The sequence below is a fragment of the Bacillus sp. PK3_68 genome (genome assembly GCF_003600835.1).
In the GTDB taxonomy this organism is placed as follows: domain Bacteria; phylum Bacillota; class Bacilli; order Bacillales; family Domibacillaceae; genus Pseudobacillus.
Map to the genome: position 1 here is coordinate 431934 of NZ_NQYC01000001.1, position 19979 is coordinate 451912.

General features: G+C 38.6%; 19 protein-coding genes, 2 pseudogenes and 1 riboswitch. Of the genes and pseudogenes, 8 read left to right on the forward strand and 13 right to left on the reverse strand.

The features are described 5' to 3' along the window. Positions 1 to 570: 570 nt before the first annotated feature. Positions 571 to 1308 (reverse strand): cyclase family protein, encoded by a 738-nt coding sequence (locus CJ483_RS02100; RefSeq protein ID WP_120031479.1) that lies wholly within the window; start codon positions 1306 to 1308, stop codon positions 571 to 573. 339 nt (positions 1309 to 1647) lie between these two features. Between CJ483_RS02100 and CJ483_RS02105 the strand changes: the two genes are divergently transcribed. From CJ483_RS02105 to CJ483_RS02115, 3 genes are all read left to right on the forward strand, one after another. Continuing rightward, positions 1648 to 2685 (forward strand): dipeptidase, encoded by a 1038-nt coding sequence (locus CJ483_RS02105; RefSeq protein WP_120031481.1) that lies wholly within the window; start codon positions 1648 to 1650, stop codon positions 2683 to 2685. Continuing rightward, complete coding sequence (locus tag CJ483_RS02110) at positions 2657 to 3883, forward strand: DUF819 family protein (protein ID WP_120031483.1); 1227 nt, start codon at positions 2657 to 2659, stop codon at positions 3881 to 3883. Before CJ483_RS02105 ends, CJ483_RS02110 begins: the two co-directional genes overlap by 29 nt. A gap of 81 nt (positions 3884 to 3964) precedes the next feature. After that, positions 3965 to 4501, forward strand: a complete 537-nt coding sequence (locus tag CJ483_RS02115) for a helix-turn-helix domain-containing protein (protein ID WP_120031485.1) — start codon at positions 3965 to 3967, stop codon at positions 4499 to 4501. A 146-nt stretch (positions 4502 to 4647) separates the two neighbouring features. On the opposite strand, the gene fosM is transcribed toward CJ483_RS02115, so the two are convergent. Beyond that, positions 4648 to 5070, reverse strand: a complete 423-nt coding sequence (gene fosM / locus CJ483_RS02120) for a FosM family fosfomycin resistance protein (RefSeq protein WP_120031487.1) — start codon at positions 5068 to 5070, stop codon at positions 4648 to 4650. Between the two features lie 443 nt (positions 5071 to 5513). Further along, on the reverse strand, positions 5514 to 5789 hold the full coding sequence (locus tag CJ483_RS02125) for a YqhV family protein (RefSeq protein WP_120031489.1): 276 nt from the start codon (positions 5787 to 5789) through the stop codon (positions 5514 to 5516). Between the two features lie 309 nt (positions 5790 to 6098). On the opposite strand from CJ483_RS02125, the gene CJ483_RS02130 reads away from it, so the two are divergent. Beyond that, positions 6099 to 6434, forward strand: coding sequence for a coiled-coil domain-containing protein (locus CJ483_RS02130; protein WP_120031491.1), 336 nt, complete (start codon positions 6099 to 6101; stop codon positions 6432 to 6434). Positions 6435 to 6478: 44 nt separating this feature from the next. Here the strand turns inward: CJ483_RS02130 and CJ483_RS02135 are convergent, their stop codons facing one another. Then, complete coding sequence (locus tag CJ483_RS02135) at positions 6479 to 6961, reverse strand: C40 family peptidase (RefSeq protein ID WP_120031493.1); 483 nt, start codon at positions 6959 to 6961, stop codon at positions 6479 to 6481. Positions 6962 to 7076: 115 nt separating this feature from the next. After that, entirely contained in the window at positions 7077 to 7895 is an 819-nt protein-coding gene (locus CJ483_RS02140) for a GDSL-type esterase/lipase family protein (protein WP_120031495.1), read from the reverse strand. Between the two features lie 210 nt (positions 7896 to 8105). On the opposite strand from CJ483_RS02140, the gene CJ483_RS02145 reads away from it, so the two are divergent. Beyond that, complete coding sequence (locus CJ483_RS02145) at positions 8106 to 8408, forward strand: DUF6509 family protein (RefSeq protein WP_120031497.1); 303 nt, start codon at positions 8106 to 8108, stop codon at positions 8406 to 8408. A gap of 86 nt (positions 8409 to 8494) precedes the next feature. Here the strand turns inward: CJ483_RS02145 and CJ483_RS24320 are convergent, their stop codons facing one another. The 5 genes and pseudogenes from CJ483_RS24320 to CJ483_RS02165 form a co-directional block, all read right to left on the reverse strand. Then, positions 8495 to 8635: a hypothetical protein gene (locus tag CJ483_RS24320; RefSeq protein WP_182916937.1), complete on the reverse strand. Its 141-nt coding sequence runs from the start codon at positions 8633 to 8635 to the stop codon at positions 8495 to 8497. A gap of 383 nt (positions 8636 to 9018) precedes the next feature. Next, the gene (locus CJ483_RS02150) at positions 9019 to 10059 is read right to left on the reverse strand and encodes a ribonucleotide-diphosphate reductase subunit beta (RefSeq protein WP_120031499.1); all 1041 of its coding nucleotides are present in this window, start codon (positions 10057 to 10059) and stop codon (positions 9019 to 9021) included. Between the two features lie 8 nt (positions 10060 to 10067). Beyond that, a pseudogene (locus CJ483_RS02155) lies at positions 10068 to 12292 on the reverse strand (ribonucleoside-diphosphate reductase subunit alpha). A gap of 210 nt (positions 12293 to 12502) precedes the next feature. Then, a riboswitch (cobalamin riboswitch) is annotated at positions 12503 to 12680 on the reverse strand. 93 nt (positions 12681 to 12773) lie between these two features. Continuing rightward, positions 12774 to 13181, reverse strand: a complete 408-nt coding sequence (locus tag CJ483_RS02160) for a sporulation protein (RefSeq protein WP_120031501.1) — start codon at positions 13179 to 13181, stop codon at positions 12774 to 12776. A 198-nt stretch (positions 13182 to 13379) separates the two neighbouring features. Continuing rightward, a complete protein-coding gene (locus CJ483_RS02165) occupies positions 13380 to 14264 on the reverse strand; it encodes a YitT family protein (RefSeq protein WP_120031503.1) in 885 nt (294 codons plus the stop codon). A gap of 594 nt (positions 14265 to 14858) precedes the next feature. On the opposite strand from CJ483_RS02165, the gene CJ483_RS02170 reads away from it, so the two are divergent. Then, positions 14859 to 15716, forward strand: coding sequence for an MBL fold metallo-hydrolase (locus CJ483_RS02170; RefSeq protein ID WP_120031505.1), 858 nt, complete (start codon positions 14859 to 14861; stop codon positions 15714 to 15716). 659 nt (positions 15717 to 16375) lie between these two features. On the opposite strand, the pseudogene CJ483_RS02180 reads toward CJ483_RS02170, so the two are convergent. Further along, positions 16376 to 16882 (reverse strand): annotated as a pseudogene (locus tag CJ483_RS02180) (NUDIX hydrolase). Positions 16883 to 17007: 125 nt separating this feature from the next. Further along, positions 17008 to 17217: a hypothetical protein gene (locus CJ483_RS02185; protein ID WP_120031509.1), complete on the reverse strand. Its 210-nt coding sequence runs from the start codon at positions 17215 to 17217 to the stop codon at positions 17008 to 17010. A gap of 332 nt (positions 17218 to 17549) precedes the next feature. On the opposite strand from CJ483_RS02185, the gene CJ483_RS02190 reads away from it, so the two are divergent. Next, on the forward strand, positions 17550 to 17957 hold the full coding sequence (locus tag CJ483_RS02190; RefSeq protein ID WP_120031511.1) for a hypothetical protein: 408 nt from the start codon (positions 17550 to 17552) through the stop codon (positions 17955 to 17957). A 92-nt stretch (positions 17958 to 18049) separates the two neighbouring features. On the opposite strand, the gene CJ483_RS02195 is transcribed toward CJ483_RS02190, so the two are convergent. Next, entirely contained in the window at positions 18050 to 18619 is a 570-nt protein-coding gene (locus CJ483_RS02195) for a DUF2238 domain-containing protein (RefSeq protein WP_142927202.1), read from the reverse strand. Positions 18620 to 19263: 644 nt separating this feature from the next. Between CJ483_RS02195 and CJ483_RS02200 the strand changes: the two genes are divergently transcribed. Continuing rightward, positions 19264 to 19842, forward strand: a complete 579-nt coding sequence (locus CJ483_RS02200; protein ID WP_120031515.1) for an undecaprenyl-diphosphatase — start codon at positions 19264 to 19266, stop codon at positions 19840 to 19842. Positions 19843 to 19979: the final 137 nt, after the last annotated feature.

Sequence of the window (19979 nt, forward strand, 5' to 3'; positions counted from 1 at the left end):
ATTTGTAAAAACTACCCCTAAACGACTTTAGGAGTGTTATTGTTGAAAAATCAATTAAATCTTATATTAAGTGTCCTTATAGGCAGCACGGTCATATCATCAGTTTTTAGTATAGTCATGCTTGTCCTTACCATCAAACACGATAAAAAAATGACTGGAGGCAGATTTTAGTAGTGCGAAAATAGGGCACTGCTTTTATTTTTAAAATGACTCACCCATTCAAGTAGTGGCATCTGTTCAACAGGCTAGGATGCCTCATCCTGAAGGTAGCTTTTTCTCTTTTCCCAGGTTCCTTTTCTTCTATATAAGCCTGCTACTCCTTCGCTAGTCAAAGATTCTTGGTTTTATATGCTAAAGAAATTTATTGATTGAACCAATAAGGAATATATTTGAATTTTACACAATGATCTCTTTGATTAGATGTCATAATCTATAGTTTCTCCCGCCGGAAGTAAGAAGAGAAATTTCTCCTAAACTACCAGCCTTCAAGGCTATCCTCCGACCCATTGTAAAGCTGCTTGAAGAAAATAAAAAACAGCCCTTAAGCTGCAGGAGCTGTTTTCTCTTCTTTTATGGCAATATGGCAAAAGACCTTACTGGAAATCCTGACGCTTTTTCCGGCTTAGGAACGATATTGAAAATAACGGCACCTTTGGCAGGAACCTTGTCCAAATTCGTTAATAATTCTACTTGATATGTATCTTGTTCTAAAACATAATACTCACCCAAGAGTGAGCCGTTTTTTTTGAAGTCAACAGCTGAATCCGTATCAAATGTTTCATGGCCAACCGCTTTAATTTTTCTCTCTTCAAACAAAAATTTTAAAGATTCTAGCGACCAACCGGGTGCACGGTTATCGCCATGAACATCTTTATTTTCAAATGCTTCTCTATTCGGCCAGCGTTTGCTCCAGTCTGTACGCAGAGCAACAAATGTTCCTTCTTCAATCATTCCATATTCTTCTTCAAACTTTAAAATATCAGCTATCCCTAAAGTAAAGTCATGATTTTCTTCTGCCTCCTTCGATTTATCAATGACAATTAGGGGCAAAACAAGCTCCTTTAACTCTAGCTCATCTAAATATCGTGTATTCCGTACAAAATGAATAGGGGCATCCAAATGTGTCCCATACTGGCCTGCAAATTTAAAGCTTTGAGCGAAAAACCCATCATCGTGAGTAAATAATGTATTAAATTCTGCGGAATCAAACGCTGCAAAATGTGGTGAATCGGGACCAAATGTATGAGTAAGGTCTATCCATTCTTTTTCCTTAATTAGATTAAATGCTTTCAATAATTCATTTGACACCTTAATCCCCCCGTTAAAAAATTCACTGCAAAACTTCCTTCTAAAGCAAGAAACTTTGCATTTCTATGGTTGCTCTCCTTTTTTATTCTCTATGGGCAAGAACACCAGTAATTCCAATTACTATTAAACACCTACTTTTCTCTAAAAGTCAAAATAATTGTAAAATTACAATTTTATTGTTGGCAATCCAGACAAATAGAATCACTTTCATCTTCCTCTGCTTTGATAAAAAATAGGCTATGATCGAACAAATATGCTAAATAGTCTTGTCTTTATGAAAATTCAGTTATAATATATTAGATAAATTACAATATAACATAATTCCTAGGAGGAGATGCCTTGAAAGTTTTTGATTTGCACTCAGATTTATTTACAGACATTGCCTGGAGAAAAAGCCGAGGCGAGAAAAGTGTTTTTGACAGAGTTCATTATCCAAAACTAAAAGCAGGTGGAATCACATCAATTATCTGTGTTTTTTGGGTGGAACCCAAGTTTGCCAATCAATCCTATGAACGGTTTAAGCAACTGCTGACATATGTTATGGAGGATTTAAATTCTTCAAAACACGCCGCCCTCTCCCCTCCCTCTTCTCGCGAAAAAAAGCTTGTGGAGACAGAAAAAATCAACATTTATTTAGGCCTTGAAGGCCTCACATTTATGGAGGACTGGGAAGGAGAAACCACCCTATCAAAAATAGAAAACGCCTTCACTTACCTTAGTGAACATAAGATCATGCACTCCATATTTGCGTGGAATGAACACAACTTTTTAGCAACTGGTACAGGAGCTGATTGTGTATCATCATTCAAAGGCCTTACAGATTACGGAAAGATTGCTGTTGCCTATGCAAACAGACAAAACTGGGTACTCGATGTCTCTCACCTAACTGAAACTAGCTTTTGGGATATGTATAATACTACTAATCATCCTATTATCGCTTCTCACAGCAATGCAAAATCGGTCTGTATGCACGAGCGAAATTTAACCGATGAACAAATAAAAGCCATTGCCCACAGAGGAGGGATGATCGGCCTGAATGCTTATGGGGCATTTGTCGATGAAGAAGAGCCAACGATTGATCGGTTCATTGATCATGCCGTCTATATTGCCAATCTTGTCGGCCCGCAGCACCTCGCCTTCGGCTTTGACTTTGTAGATTATCTTCATTCTTACGATTTAGGAACCGCTTCTCCTGTATATACGAAAGGCTTAGAGGATGCATCCACCGTACCGGATCTTCTCGAAAAAATGAGCAAAAGAGGTTTTACAAATGCAGAATTAGAGGCCATTAGCTTCGAAAATGCTCATTCTTATATTACAAATCATTTAAGCAAGAGGGGGAGCATAAATGGGACAAACACTTATTCAAGCAGATGATACGTTAACATTATGGGGAATTATCGTTGTGTGGGCGTCTGTCAGTATTTACTTAGAACAACGGTATAGCTGGGCATCCAAAATATCAGGTGCCATCATTGCTCTTATCGGTGCCATTGTTTTGTCTAACACTGGCATCATTCCAACAGAATCACCGGTATATGACTCGATATGGGGAGTGATCATTCCTTTAGCCATTCCGCTGCTTCTCTTTCATGTAAATATTAAACAGATATGGCGAGAGAGCGGCAAACTGCTTATCATTTTTCTATTAAGCTCCATCGGAACGGTGGCAGGAACGATCGTCAGTTTCTTTTTATTAAAAGACCACATTCCCTACCTTGATAAGATTGGAGCAATGATGAGTGCCTCTTATATCGGTGGAGGCGTTAACTTCGCTGCCATGGCCGCAAAGTTTGAAGCACCTGGCGAATTAGTTTCCGCTACAGTAGTTGCCGATAATTTAATGATGGCCATCTACTTTATTATCTTGATGATTATTCCGACACTTTCATTTTTCAGAAAACGGTACAGCATGCCTCATGTCTTGGAAGTAGAGAGCGGCAACTCTAATGAAGATGGCAAAACTTTAGCAGAAAGTTTTTGGAAAAGGAAGGACATTTCCTTAAAAGATATTGCCCTTTCTGTCGGTACAGCCTTTTTACTCGTTATTATTTCATTTAAAATAGCGGAGTTTTTCGATCAATTGATTCCATCCGGTGAAAACTCTTCTCTTGTGATGAACTTGCTTAATGGCCTTGTAGGAGACAAGTACCTGATGCTTACAACCATTACTTTTATTATTTTGGGGCTATTCCCGAAATACTTTGACAAGATTAATGGAAGCCAGGAAATAGGTACATACTTAATTTATTTATTCTTTGTGGTGATTGGGATTCCAGCATCTATCCCTCTCATTATTAAAAATGCTCCTTTGCTGCTGGTGTTTGTGTTTATCATTGTCATGATTAATATGATTATCTCACTAGCTGCCGGAAAGTTGTTAAAAACGAACCTCGAAGATATCATTCTAGCAAGTAACGCTAACATCGGCGGTCCAACTACTGCAGCCGCATTAGCGATTGCTAAAGGATGGAAAAATTTAATTGGGCCTATACTTGTCGTCGGAACACTCGGCTATATTATTGGCAACTATGTTGGCACATTGTTAGGTTTCTGGTTTTCTAGTTTAATATAAGTAAATTTCACCCGGCATTAATAAAATGCCGGGTCTGTTGTATAATACAAGCATACAAATAACCGAACTGAGGGAGATGCCATGTTTGACGGTACAAAGATTCGTGACTTGCGAACAGCGCAAAATTTGTCTTTAAAAGCACTAGCAGAAAAGTCAGGTGTAAGTGTAAGCATGATTAGTCAAATTGAACGCCGAACGACGGATCCGACTCTGACTACTCTTTACAAACTTTGCAAAGGTTTGGATGTTTCTATTTCATCGCTCTTGGAAAATGATGAACAATCTACGCATATTATTCGAAAGGAAGAGCGGAAAACCCTTACTTTTCCCCTGTCTCATTCTAAATATCAATTATTGACTCCTATTACAGAGGGAACAATTGAAATGATTATGATTCACTTGGAACCCGGAAAAGAAAATCAACAACTTATAGAGCATTCCGGTGAAGAATGCGGCCTGATACTCAAAGGACAGATGACGGTTGTTCTGGGAAGCAACGAATACATTTTAAATGAAGGGGATTCTATTCGCTTCAAGAGCACTATTCCCCATAGATTTTTCAACCACTCCAATGAAACCGCTGTCTCTGTATGGGCTATGACCGGACGAGTATTATAAATGGATCTCGGTCGCTGTTCAAGGGGGAACGTCCACCCACTCCAATCATCTGTTATCCCTTGCCGCTATACTCGCTATAGCGGTTTTGTGTTCGTTCATCAGACTGTTATATGGCATGAAGAAGTCTTCCTGAATGAAAAAATTTTTCAATCGTAAAACTCCATATGCTTTTTTTCCTCTTTATAATAACGAAGTCTATCTTGTAAAGTGCCTGTATGAAGTTCAAATTTATGCCCATCGGGATCAGTAAAGTAGATAGACTTTTTATCTTTTTCGTCCCTGGAGCGCCCTGACAAAATATTTACGTGTAACTTCTCTAATTTCTCGTACATCTTATCGTAGTCCTCTTCTTTGATTGAAAAGGCAATATGGGTATAGGACTGGCTGATTTCATTGCGAGGGATATTTTCTTCTACATTGAGCGCCAGCCACATGCCATCTAAATCAAAATAAGCTGTACTTCTCCCCTTTACTAGCAGCTTTGCACCAAATACGTTTTGATAAAACTGAATGGACCTGTCCAAATTGGAAACAGAAAACAACAAGTGATTAAGGCCTTTTACTGACAATTGTCTTACCTCCGTTATGCATTCTGATAAAAGCTAAAAACTTATTCGCTTTATTTGTTTGACTTGCACAATCTCATCGTTATGTATTTAATTATTGAATCCGTTATCCTTCTTAACGCCTATTTCACTTTAAGCAGCCTATCGCTTCTTTGAAGGACTATTCCCTGCATTTTCACTCCTATGCTAATTTTAGCTTACCTAACGATCCAGAGGAAATAAAAAATAAAAAGCAATCTTATAATGAAGACTGCTTTTTATTTTCAACAACTTCTACAAAATAAAAGAATGGAAAATGAAAACTGCCGTTTAGCGGAGCTAGTCCAGAAGCCTTAAGCTCTTTTTATATTCAGCCTACAATGTATTATTTATTTTCTGCTTATACAAGTTGAGAGAACCATTACCGTAATCGGTTTTCATTAAAGAACAGATCTGATAGTTGACGGCTATCCGCTTCTTACCCCGTACAGAATACATCCTACACCAAGAAAGACCCAGAAGATTGTTTGAAATGATATCCGATCGGTCAATCCCAACAGACCGATGGATGTAGTGGCAATTAAAATAATCGGACCTACCAAGGCGAGTGAACTGTTCAGAATCAAAGCTTTTTCAATATCGTTAAATCTAAGCATTAAAAAAGCAGCGAAAATCTCAATTCCACCCGATAATATTCTCAATAAAGCCATACCCATTACCGCTTTTTCTATAAATGTAAACATACGCTCCTCCAGTAAAAACCATTCTTTTTACAATTTATATGCAGCAATATAAGAAAGCAGGACAAGGCTCATCATTTTTTTAAACATTTTGCTTTCATCATACGATGGATTCGGTCACTTACTTTATTCGCTCATGAATTTCCCGATGAAATTTCCTTATTTTTGTTAATAGCCTGCTCTTATATTTGCTGCATAACTAGAAACTCCAACTGCCGTTAAGAGCCTCCCTAGGCTTTCACCCTGTCATTTGATCACTCTCCACATATGATGTAGGGAAATTGACCCTACGATAAAAGGAGAATGAAGAACATGAATCCATATTATTATCCTCCTGGCTTTGTGCCTCAGTCAGCTGATTATTATTCGGATTATTCCTATATGCCTCTTGAAGAAGAGTATGATGATGTGAGCAGACAGCCTTCTGCATTGGAGAGAAGAGTGACTGCTTTGGAACGCCAAAACGAGCGGCAGGTAGCAGAGATAACTCGGCTGAGCCGGGAAATTACACGGATCAATCGCGAAATTACACGCCTTAATCAGAATGATGAACGTCACACGAGGCGCTTAAACAGATTAAACCAACGATTACGCGCAGTAGAGAACCGTCTTAACATTCCTTTTGCTGCAATGGAAGACGGCTTCTAACAAAAAAGCAAGCTGGGAGCAAAAAGAGTCCCAGCTTGCTTTTTTTATTTAATGATTCTTTTCGCGCCTATATAACGGTTCTTCCAATAGGAGGTGTTCATCTTTACTTCTTTTACGCCTTTAGATGTAGCTCCTACAAACTTGCCATTCCCTGTATAAATCGCAACAAAAGAAACTTTTCCTTTCGCTCCTGTTGCATAGAACACCAAGTCGCCAAATTGTAAATCTTTCTGTTTGACTGCTTTTCCTGTTTTAAATTGAGCAGCACTTGTTCTTGGAATGTTCATTTGAGTAGCAGCTTCCTTATACACATACTGTGTAAAGCTTCCGGCATCAAACCCTTTGGGAGAGGTGCCTCCATACTTGTAAGGAGCCCCTATTAGTGTTTGTGCCGTTGCTGCTGCTTCTTCTCCATAATTAATGGTGGCCGATGCTTGATTGACTGGCTCGCAGGCAAAGAAAAAAGCAAAGGATAGCAGCATAAATACTGGGACAAACCACCTCGAAATTGATAAATGCCTGTTCAATTAACCTACCCCCTGATTGCAAAGATTGTACACGAAATTAAATATATGCTGGTTTGTGTTTAATATTCCCAGATCGAAGCATAATAAAAAAGCAGATAGGAAATCTGCTTTTTTATCAGACGGATTCAACGAATGGCTTCTTCTTTAACTGCTTCAGCATTTGTTTTGAGAGCGCTTCGTATCCGAGAGAATTTGGATGCACACCATCAGATGAAAGATATTGCAAATGATGGCCATTAAGCACTTTTGTTGTCTCTAGAACAATCGAATGATTGTAATGGCGGGCTACCTCATAAATTTTCACATTCCATTTTGGAAGAAGTTGATCAGCTACTTTATAAAGTTCGTGATCCGGATTTAGAGGATTGTACATCTCCAAAAAAACAATGGTTGCTGAAGGATTTTCTTTCTTGATCCTTTCACTTATCGCCTTTAAGTTGTCCGTGAATGTCTTTCTCATAGAGTCAAAATTAGCTACAACGTTTTTATAATCACCTTGATAAAGAGTCTCCAAAATATCGTTGCCGCCGACATTAATTGTAATCAAATCTGCCTTTTTAATTTGGTCATCAAAGGTGCCTCTTTGTACGAGTGTGTTTAAATTCGTACTGTTAATTCCAAGGATCCCTTCGTTTTCCAGAATGACCGTTTTTCCTGTTTGCTCTTCGAAACGGCGGGAAAAATAATCGACGAAGCTTTCTTCATTCTCTGAGCCAAAACCCGCAATGATCGAGTCACCAATGGCAAGATGAGTTAAACTCTCTTTATCAACATTGCTATAATAGTCAACGTAAGAAAGAGCAGCTTGAGCAGACGTAGGGGCAGATTCTTCCTTCATTTGCTGGATCTTGTAAGTAGGATAGTAAAGCCAAAGGGATACAGCAATGACAGCAACAATGAGAACAGAGACGGTATATTTAAATAAACGCTTCATTTTTCGCTCCTTTGCTCCTTTTAGATATTCTTTTATGTACGCTTATTTTTCATTTACTCATCAACAGAGAGGAAATTCAGTAGTAAGTGTAGACGAATCTTATAATAATCATACCTGTATTTTCAAGCAAAAAAACCTGGTATGCGGCTATAAGCAAGTTTTATGTTAAAATAAAACGTACTCATATTACTTTCAAAGGACGGATTGTTAATGGACATTACACATCATACAGTTGAACTGCTTGAAGATCCATTCGGGCTGCTCGATGGGGAAAGATTTGAATTTCATTTATATGCAAAGGTAGACGAAGAGGATGAGTTATACTCAGAATCTGGTTTCTATATTCGTGTGCTTTATTTGGTAAATGGAGATGAGGAAAAGATCATTCATTATCACTTACACGATCGGGCAACAGGAGAAGTTTTGGATTTTGAACTTGAAGAGGACGAAGAAGCGCTTGTGGCAGCTTATTGCCAGGATCATCTTCCTGACGAAACCGAAGAAGCCGAATAACAGACAAAGCCCCGCTGCACGAATACTCACTGCCTGCGGGGTTTAACTTATTTCTTCAGTTAATGTCTCCGTAATAATCACATCCTCTATTTTATTTCGCTCTTCATGTACTCCTGCAGCTGCTCTTCTGTTAAATGCTTAACAAAATGGTAAAAGCTAATGGATTCCATTTCATAATTTTCACAGCTTTCCATGTAATATTCATAAGCCTCTCGATACATTTCCATATTTTCCACCTCCCTCCTGTTATATAACAAATATATTTTTATACCAATAATATATAACAGACAGAAAAACATGTCAATATCTTGCTTTTATTTTACCCTGAATATTCAGAAAATAACCTAAAAAAGTCAATCAGCGATTGAACCTTCTATTCTTTGCAATTGTTCCTTTTCTTCAGTGCTGCCAGTAAAATTAGCGGCTCACTCAATTAAAGGAACGATAACATCATCGTCTGCTTCAATTGAATGAGCCGCCTCTTCTGCCTCCATTAACTTTTCTTGTAGGTTTCCTATACTGCGAATGGTTAAGGCTTGTCTTACTATATACTAGCTATTCATCGCCAAGCCATTCTCTTAAAGAATTTAAGAAGAATGGAGACTACTCATTATAATTCGTCAAACCCGTTCGCTTCACTTGTCTTCGTATAGGCACGGGATTTTTGTTCAAAAAAGTCTGTCTTCCCGAAATCTACTTCCTGATAAGCAATAATCCAGCGCATTGGGTTTGTCCGGTAGCCTTCAAACGGCGCTGTGAAACCTAACTGTTCAGCACGTTTATTGGCCATGAACTTAATATAGCTTTCCAGCTCGCTCATTTGAATTCCATCTATTTTATGGCCAATGATTGAGTTTCCCCACTCAATTTCAAGTTCAGCGGCCTGTCGGAAGGCCTCCTTTCCGTAGAGATGTAATTCTTCTGTATCATATTCGGGATGTTCATTTAGCACTTCTTTAAAAATCTTTTCAAATAATCCGACATGAAGTTGCTCATCCCGATTGATATAATTAATCATTGTGCTCGTTGCAATCATTTTTTGATTGCGGGCCAAATTGTAGAAAAAAGCAAATCCAGAGTAAAAGAAAAGGCCTTCTAATATCACATCATAAATAATCGATTTCAGAAAGTTTTCGACGGTTGGTTCATGAGAAAAGGCTTCATACCCTTTTGTCACAAACTCATTGCGTTCTTGAAGAATCGGTTCGGTCCGCCAAAAATCAAATACTTGGTCTTGCGTCTCTTTATCCGCCACACTCGATAACACGTAGCTGTAAGAATGATTATGAATCACTTCCTGCTGAGCAAGAATAATCATTAACGCATGCAAGCTGGAATCTGTTAAATAGTCTGCCGCTCTGCCAGCATAATCGGTTTGAATACTATCAAGCAAAGCAAGCAAACCGATAATCTTTAAAAATGCATTTCTTTCATCAGGAGACAGCTCGCTAAATTGCTGGCGGTCTTTCGTCATATTGATTTCAAATGGTGTCCAAAAGTTCGCAAGCATTCTCTTATATTTTGGATAAGCCCAGCTAAAGCGCACATCGTCCCAGTTTAAAATATTTGAGCTTTTCCCGTTCACAATCCCTGTAGAACGGTTTGGTGCACTATGATCAATGATTTCTCTTTTTTTAAGCTTCATACTCATTCTCCCCCTTATGAATGACAGCTTTCACAGTCTTCAATATCAGAAGCGGTCGACCGCACATAATAAGTTGTTTTTAATCCTGAATCCCACGCATCCAAATGCAGATCAAGCAGCGCTTTTGCCTTAATGTCGTTCCGCACATATAAGTTAAAGGAGACGGCCTGGTCAATATGGCGCTGGCGCTTGGCGTTCTGGCGAATGCTCCAATGCTGATCAATTAAGTAAACTGTTTTATAGTACCAGGTCGTCTTAGCCGACAAGTCCGGAGCAGTCACTGGGATTTTATAATTTTTCTTCTCTTCCATATATTCTTTACGGAAAACCGGGTCAATTCCGGCTGTTGAACCGGCAATCAAAGCAGTGGATGAATTCGGCGCCACTGCCAGCAAATATCCATTCCTCATGCCTGATCTTTTCACTTTTTCCTTTAACTCTTGCCATTTCGTCCCACTGTAACCTCTTTGCTCAAAGTAGACGCCGCTCTCCCACTCTGACCCTGCAAATACCGGGTAAGCCCCTTTTTCGGCTGCAAGCTCCGCGCTTGCCTCAATAGTTAAGAATGCGAGCTGCTCGTACAGCTCATCGCAATAACTGACTGCTTCGTCCGATTCCCAGCTTAATCCCTTCAAAGCGAGCAGGTGCTGCCAGCCAAACGTGCCGAGCCCAATTCCCCTATATTTCTTGTTCGTCAGCTGTGCTTGTAGCACTGGGATACTGTTCATTTCAATCACGTTATCAAGCATTCTTACCTGAATCGGAATTAAGCGCTCAAGCACTTCATCCATAACAGCGCGGGCCAAAGAAACAGATGACAAATTACATACCACATAATCGCCTGGGTCCTTTGTAATCATGATTTTTCCGTCTTCCGTCTTTTCTTCGATCACAACAGTCGGACTCATATTTTGGCAGATTTCCGTACAGAGATTGCTCGCATAAATCATGCCGGCATGCTTATTCGGATTCGCCCGGTTGACGGTATCCCTGTAAAACATATAAGGGGTGCCTGTTTCAAGCTGGGAAATCATAATAGCTTTCATAATCTCAATAGCCGGCACGGTTTTTTTGCTGAGCCCTGGATGAGCCGCACACTCTTTATACCGGTTTCTAAATGTACCTGCTCCTCTTTTTTCATCAAATGAGTCTTCAAGCGAGTAGCCCATTACCTTCCTTACCTCATGCGGGTCAAATAAATGCCATTCTTCCCTATTATCAACAGCTTCCATAAACAAATCCGGTATCGTTATACCGGTAAACAAATCATGTGTTCGGCGGCGTTCATCTCCATTATTCAAACGGGTTTCTAAAAAGGAAAAAATGTCTTTATGCCAGACATCGAGATAAACGGCGATCGCCCCCTGACGCTGTCCGAGCTGATCGACAGAAACGGCCGTATTATTGAGCTGTTTCATCCATGGAATCACGCCGGAGCTGACATTTTTGAATCCTTTAATGTCACTGCCCTGGCTGCGAATTTTCCCTAAGTAAATGCCCAGGCCCCTCCATTTTTGCTCAAATTGGCAGCGTCCGTATTGGCATCAAAGATCCCTTGCAGGCTGTCGTCCACCGTATCGATAAAGCAGCTTGACAGCTGGCCGTATGATTTCCCGGCATTGGCAAGTGTTGGCGTAGCTGTTGTCATATATAAATTAGAAAGAGCCCAATATGCTTCTTTTACGTATTGGAGACGTACCGATTGAGGTTCGTTCATCATTAACGTCATCGCAATAATGAGCCATCTTTCCTGCGGAAGCTCTGCTGGCTGCTTGTCGAGCGTATAAGCTAAATATCTTTCGCTCAATGTAACAATTCCGATGTATGTAAATAAGTGATCTTTATCAGGATCAATGATGGTGCTTAACTCATTAATCTCCGCTTCCGTATAAGCTGTCGTTAACTGCGGATTGTATATTCCTTCTTTCAGCAGAAGGTGAATAAGGTTCAAGAAGCTGCCATACCTATTGGTGTTTTCCCCACGTGTTATAGCTGCTTGCTTATATAATTGTTGTAAATACAGACGGGCAGCTACAAATGTCCAATCCGGCTCTTCACTTGTGATCCGCTCCACGGCTGAATGTAAAAGCAGCTGCTGAACCTGCTCATTTGTCCATCCCTCTCTCGTATCCAAAGTTTCTCTTACTTTTTTCTTGTAGCTTGCCAGTTCAATAGAGGGAAATTCTTTTTGAATTTCACTGAACGCCTCTTCTGCCACACTTTGTACTGTTTGAATCATATTTGTTCCTCCTAAACGATAAGTAGTTTAGAAAGAGATTTTTTTGTCCATAAAAAAACCATCTTTCTAGATGAAAGATGGGATAAGAGCGAAGAAATAAAAGTTTAATGAAAAATGGGACAGACCTGCTCCTAAGCATCATCAAAAGAGCTTGTCTGAACGAAAGACATTTTTATTTTCTCCGCGCTTTCTTCCCAACTCCCGAAGAAGAGTACACGCAGTAAAAAGGCAGGTCTCCTGGCTTGTGCTTCTTCCTTCCACATTCCTTCCCATCTATTAGACAGTGGATTGATCTGCGGTCGTTCACACTTACAGTTGCGGGGACAGCTTCGGTATTTCACCGAATTCCCTATTAAGCTGTGACAGCACCTTTTTACTAAATATTGATTTAATTAAAGCATTACCACTAAATGTTGTGTCCGGATTAGTATAACAATGAAAATTCTCCTGTGCAAGCCTTGATTTATTTTTCTGTCCTTATTTAATTTAAAATGATTAATTCATCCTGATCAGAAGGATCAACGGCTTGCGGAATCACAGCGGTTGTTTTTAAAAAGGTTTTATTTGTATCACTGGTAGGTGGATGTTCAAGGTCAATTTCCAGCGAGAAAGGAATCGTTAGCTTTTCTTTAGGCTGGATTTCACGTTGAATCGGGATAAGAAGTTCTTTTACATCTTTGTCATGGTATGCAAAATCACTGTCTTCGCGAACTTCATCCATTTGCAGATGCAAAGAAACAATGAGTGCATCAATTGGTTCCGCAGCCCGGCCGCCATTAATCAATACTGTTCCTTCAATTTTATCCCCTCTGTGGTAAGCCGCTTTTTGAAGAGCTGTATCAATCGCTACTCCGTCAATTCCAATACTGGATAAAATATGTTTCCACATGAAACTTCTCCTTTCTTTTAGTTAGTATTAGTTTAATATTCCCCGAGGCTCGCTCCTTAATCTTAACCAAATAGGATGGTTTTGAATTTTACACATAAATAAATAAAAACATACTTTTTAAAAAGTATGTTTTACCTTGTAGACTTTGTCTGCCAACTGAAAAATATGTACAGTTGTAATCGCAAATAGATTAATAATTTAATGGATGTTTCTCTTTTTAAACCGTCCACCGCGCACTTCCGAAATATCTGCAATGGCCAGGAAAGCCGAAGCATCGATCTCCTCCACGATTGTGGTTAATTTAGATTCTTCCAAACGGGTAATGATGCAAAATATAACCTTTTTGTCATCACCTGTATAAGCGCCCTCTCCATGTAAATAAGTGACGCCTCTTCCTAATCGGCTATTAATGGCATCGCCTATCTCTCTTGCTTCATCGCTAATAATCCATGCCGATTTTGATTCTTCCATCCCGGCAACGACAATATCGATCGCTTTAGCAGCTACCACATAAGCTAGGATAGAATACATCGCACGATCCCACGTGTAGACAAACCCTGCAGAGCTAAGTATAAATAAATTGATGAACATGACAATTTCACCAACAGAAAAAGGGACTTTTTTGCTTATCACAATTGAAAGTACTTCAGTCCCATCTAGCGCCCCGCCATTTCGGATGACCATCCCAACCCCAACACCTAGAAAAATCCCTCCAAAAATTGTGGCCAGAAGGATATCCTCAGTAAACGGCATAATCGGGTGAAAAAATGTGGCGAAGACAGATAGCATAATAATCCCATATACAGTCGATATAGCAAAAGTTTTCCCAAATTGCTTATATCCCAAGTATACAAACGGTAAATTTAAGATAAAAAGAAAGATACCAAGTTTTACTCCTGTAATGTGGGAAAGCATAATGGAAATACCTGTCACCCCACCATCAATTACCTGGTTGGGAACTAAAAAGATCTCTAATCCAACAGCCATGAGCAAGGCGCCAACTGTAATAAAAACAGCCCTCTGAATCACTTTCAAACGCGATAATTTCTTATGTTGCTTTTTTACCAATAACTCGTCCGTCAAAAAACCACACCTTTACTCATACTTATTTATTTTTAGTATATCTTAATTCCTGCTTAAGAAAAATAACTTTCAATTAGGAAAAGCCTTAAAATAAAAAAATTATCCCTTCCATAGCTGTGCACTATAAAGCTTTTTCCACTTTTTATTCCTTTCTATTATAATGTTTCATTTTCTGAATGGACAGGAAAAAACCTCACTGCATAGTGGGGTCTACAATTATGTAAGAAGGCTATTCAAGTATGTAGCAGCCTTCTGAATAGGCACTTTTCAGGGAGATTCTTTAGTGAACAGATGTATATGCCCGGCTATTAAGCGGGGCCTTTTTGCTGCTGTAAAAAAGTAGCAACAGTACTCCTAAGACTACTCAAACCGCCAGACAATCCTTTACTTCATCGGAAAGCTTTTTCGTTTGAATGCAACTTGTTCCTTGCATGCCTTTCACTTTCACCCCTTAAGATTTTTGAGTAATAGGATTTAACATAATTTGATCGATCTTATTCATTTTTCTTGCTTCAAATACTTTGCTTAGATGAACAAATAAAGGGGAACAATAGATTTTGCGCAGGTATTTAGGTGAATGAAGGAGGATGAAAAGTGGATAAGGATATAAATTACGGAAGTGATTACAAATATATTCCAACAACTTCTATAGGCAGTGGAGTGGGTATTGAGGTACTGCCAGACTTATTTTGTCATACTGTCCAAATCGTCAATATTCATTTAGTTGGAAATCCTAGGATGAGGGACTTCGTATTAGTTGATACAGGAATGCCTGAGTCGGCAAATGAAATTATTTCTGTTATCGAAGAACGCTTTGGGGCAAGCAGCCGGCCACAGGCAATCATTTTGACACATGGCCATTTTGATCATGTCGGGGCTGTTATTGACCTGGTTAAGCATTGGGAAGTTCCTGTCTATGCACACGAGTTAGAAATTCCTTTTCTCACAGGCCAAAAAAGTTATCCAGAACCAGACCCGACGGTTGAAGGCGGTATGGTGGCAAAAATGTCTCCTATGTTTCCTAATGAGCCGATTGATTTAGGAGATAATGTAAAACCGCTGCCTCCTGATGGAGCCGTTCCTCATATGCCGGATTTTAAATGGATTCACACACCCGGACATGCACCTGGACATGTTTCCTTATTTAGAGAAAAAGACCGAGCATTAATCGCAGGGGACGCGTTCGTTACTGTTAAGCAAGAATATCTTTATAAAGTTTTAACACAAGAACAGGAAATCAGCGGGCCTCCGAGGTACCTCACAACAGATTGGAAAGCAGCCAAGGAATCAGTCATTAAGTTAGAAGCATTAGAGCCAACTGTTGCTGTTACCGGTCATGGATTACCTATGTCTGGCGAGTTGTTGACAAACAGTTTGCAAAAGCTTGTTAAAGAATTTGACCAAATTGCTATACCTGATTACGGGAAATATGTAGACAAAAATACCCATTGATTATCTGCAAGAGAATGGTGTTAATAAAAATCTTAATTCGAGAACAGACCGTCGATAGACGGTCTCAGTTTGTCGGCAAAAGTGGTTCGAAATAAGATCGTTCCGAACCACTTTTATTCTTCGTTAGTTTTCAAGCCATTCAGGAGAAAGATAGACTTCTCTGAGTTTATCTTAAAGCAGGCATCGTTGTACGGCTATTCTAACTTTACAAACCCTGTTGATTGGAATGGAAGGCGCAAAGACTCCTGCGGGATCAGCGAGACAGGTGAGACCCCGCAGGCGCTTACGCGGCGAGGAGGCTTACCGCTCGCCCCGCGGAAAGCGAAGCGCCTGGAATGGAAATCAACAGCCCCCATTCACAAGCAAAATAAAAAGGACTGTCAATAGACAGTCTATTTTTATCGCTTTGAGTACCATAACTCAGGCGTATAAAAAAACTTTTCTAAGCTTCTATTTCTGCATCTAAGTCATAGCCATGTTCAAACAGCAAATTCTCTAGTACTTACGCCTTTTAGTGAGCCCCCTCTACTCTTCCCTTTTTATTGTACATAGGCATATTTCTATACAAGATTCTTCCAATATAATGCAAATAAAAAGCCTGCTTAATAAGGGCAAACTTTTTCACCATTTTCTTGGTTAATCTATGAAGTACATCCTCATCATTTTCCCGGGATATTTTCTAGCCAATTGTCATCCCATTGAAAAGATAAATCCGCTGTCATTCCCTGTACAAATAATGATTTAGGGTAAGGTAAGGCAAGTCCTGGCATGTCACTTGCATCAAAGTAACGCAATTCCACAGTTTCATCGTCTACTGGACCAAGCCTCCCTTGATAAATCATACATTCAAATACGAATATAATATATTCCACTTGATCACCATTAGGGTATTTATAGCGAAATTCTTCCCCAGCAAATACGCCTAATAGTTTCTTTGGTACAACGGTTAGACCGGTTTCTTCCCATACTTCTCGAATCACAGCTTGCGCTGGTACCTCTCCAGGCTCAATGGCTCCAGCAGGAAGACTCCACTTTTCCCCATTTCTTTTGTTTTGAAATAAAATTTCACCTCAATCATTTCGAACAATCGCTGCTACACTTGTCATGAATATCAATTCATTACCTACCTTTTCACGCAGCCTTTTATAATAATTAGACATCCCCATCTACCTTGCCACCTTCATTTGTTTCCTAGGTACACTTCTATTTTATTGATTAGCGATGTTAAATTTCGTTGATTGATTAAAAAATGAAAGACCTTTGATTAGGAAGGTCCTTTTAAAAGAGATAGTTAGTAGATATAATGAAGTATTTTTTGATAAGCAAAGGGTAATACGGAAGCGATTATAACACCGATTAAAATGGAAGAAGCTGAAAAAGCAATGAATTTTCGAGTTGATATTTCCTTCCTCTTATAAGCGACAATAAATACCTTCACCATGTAAAAGACAGTAATAAATATAATGATAGCTGAAAATATACTCGTTAAAATGACTTCCACTGTAGACCTCCTTTCACAACGTTTTCTCAACTAAATTTTACCAGATAATTGATATAGTAGATACAAAATTAATTCTTTGTTATGAGAATTTTATACGACTAATGCTTTTATTTTTATAAAAAGTTTTAAACGAAGAACTTTCCAGCCTCCTCTTTTTAACTGTTTCCTTATTGCTTTTATGATAAAAAATGACAAGCCCCATCCTCATCCCAGATCATGATCTACTGTACAAATAAAACAAATCGGCCTCATGTTAAGCTATACATAAAAATTAATAAACTGAACAAAATGATAAAGCAATAAAAAACAACGCTGAAAGAGAGGAAACAAAAGTGCCTAAAAAATGGTTACATATACTACCTGCCTTTTTATTAACAGCCGTAGTATTAATGGGTTGTAACAATGATAATGATCCAGTAGAAGATGACAATGATACACAACAAACACCTCAAAATGACAATGAGAATAAGGTTAATGATATAGGCCCCGACAACGAAAATGACATGAATAGGGACGATGATATCCTGCCTGATGGTGAAGACAACAGGAACAATGAAAATGATATACTCCCCAACGGCGGAGATGACACGAACAACGGAAATGATATACTCCCCGATGGTGATAATAACCAAAACAATGAAAATAATCTGATGCCTGGGGATAACAATATGAATGAAAATGATGAAGATCTCCTTGAAAACAATAGAGATACGGAAGATCCTAATAATAAGAAAAGATAAATAAATACCTTCACAACAGAAAGGGAGCTGCCTTAATGAATATTCTTCTAAGGTAGCTCCCTAATCTATTCACTTATTTATGTCTTTGTCCCTCAGTTTTGGTCGCTTACCTTTTTGTGAAAGGCTGCATAGATAGCTATGATAACCCCTCCTGCCATGCCTGATAGCGTATCGGTCATCGTATCTTTATTATCATCACTTTCCAAAGCCCCCATAACAGACCCAATAAACTCTATAACTTCCCAAAAGGCACTGAAGGTTACCGCGAATGTTAGGACAAATAGAAAAATCAGCCAGCGAGAAATTCTTCTTTCTGCCGACTCAGGAATGAGAAGCCTGTATAAAGCCATTGCAACAAAGGCTGTGAAAACACTTCCTCCAAAATGCAGAACCGTATCCCACCAAGAAAAACGATCATAAAAACGTAAAACGGCACCTAGGAAAAATGCGAAAAAAAGCAAAGCATAATACCCTATAATCAACGGCAAGCTAAAAGGAATCCTCTTTAAAAATAAAAGTAGGATAGGCAGAAGACCAATCACAATTCTCCCCAGCATGTCTGTCCATTTAGGGGAAGATCCATTTAAATGTTGTAAGAAGAAAGCAGATGCTATCAAGACAGCAAACCCTATGCTTAATATCAATATGGCTTTCTTTTTCATATTTATCGCCTCATTTGTAAAAGTTCTTAGCATTTACTTGTTCCTCATATTTATAAACATTGTTCTATATGTATTGTTAAATTGCCCGCTTATCCTAAAAAAATACAGGCGATTACATTCAATGTATTGCCGTAGAGATAGCTATAACACTTTTTATATGTGTTGGATATTTTTTAAATACACAATCTCACATTTTTCTTCTTATTTTAAAGCTGTTGCTCAAATGCCGGGAAGAATCATGTTATATATTTGGACATAAAAAGAGCACCTTCTATTCGGACGCTGGATCACTTTTTGAAATCCAATTGAACCATTCCATCAAAGAATTGATTTATAGTTAACCTCACAAATAAGTCGTTCAGCTTTCCAATATCCATCTCATATCTAATCATCCTCAATTTCTTTTTGTTTAAAAAAAGAAACGATTTTCTCTTCCTAACCCATACGTTAAACTAACCCTTGGATTTCAAAGAAAAGTAATCCAATCGGACAGAAATAATAAAATTATTTAAGTACTCTATTTTTTAATCATGTAGAATTATGCAACAATACCTTGAAAAATGGATAGTGATTGTTAAAATGTTAGTAATAGACAGATGGAAAGGAAACGTTAATTAATTTAGTACGTTAAAGGTAATTATCAAATGAATTTTACAGATGCAGATTACGAATGGTTTAAATTTATCAATGATCAAGTTCAGCGCTATCAATTGCTAGACAACATCATGATTTTCTTTGCTGAGTATGTTCAATATGCTTTTGGTTTATTGATTATAATGTTATGGCTACTAAACAAAAGTAATTTTCGCATAATAGCCTTTCAAGCTATGTTTGCATTTGCCTTAGGATTTTCAATAAACAGACTTATTGAAGTATTCATCTATAGAGATCGGCCTTTTATATCGCATAACATTATTCAACTCGTAGACCATTCTGCTAACTCCTCTTTCCCGAGTGACCATGCTACTTCCGCAATAGTAATTGCTGTTACTCTATGGCTGTCATCCTATCGCTTTAAACATATCTGGTTTGCTCTCGCTGTAGGTGTAGCTTTCTCTAGGGTGTGGGTGGGAGTACATTATCCACTTGATGTAATGGCTGGATTTATAAATGGCTTATTAATCGCTTTGTTTACACACTATATTTTATTTAAAGTACCACCAATAACTAAGCTAATCCAAAGACCCCTCTTTCAAGGCCAGGGTAAAATGAGAGATTGTTGAATTATCAGCTCAAGATAGCGATTGCTGTAAGTGTGGTATGAAGAGGAAAATAAAAATCCTATTGCAAATAGGGTTTTTATTTTGTATACAGAAGAAGCCCCGCAAAGAAAATGCTCTGTCTATATAAGACTTATTTT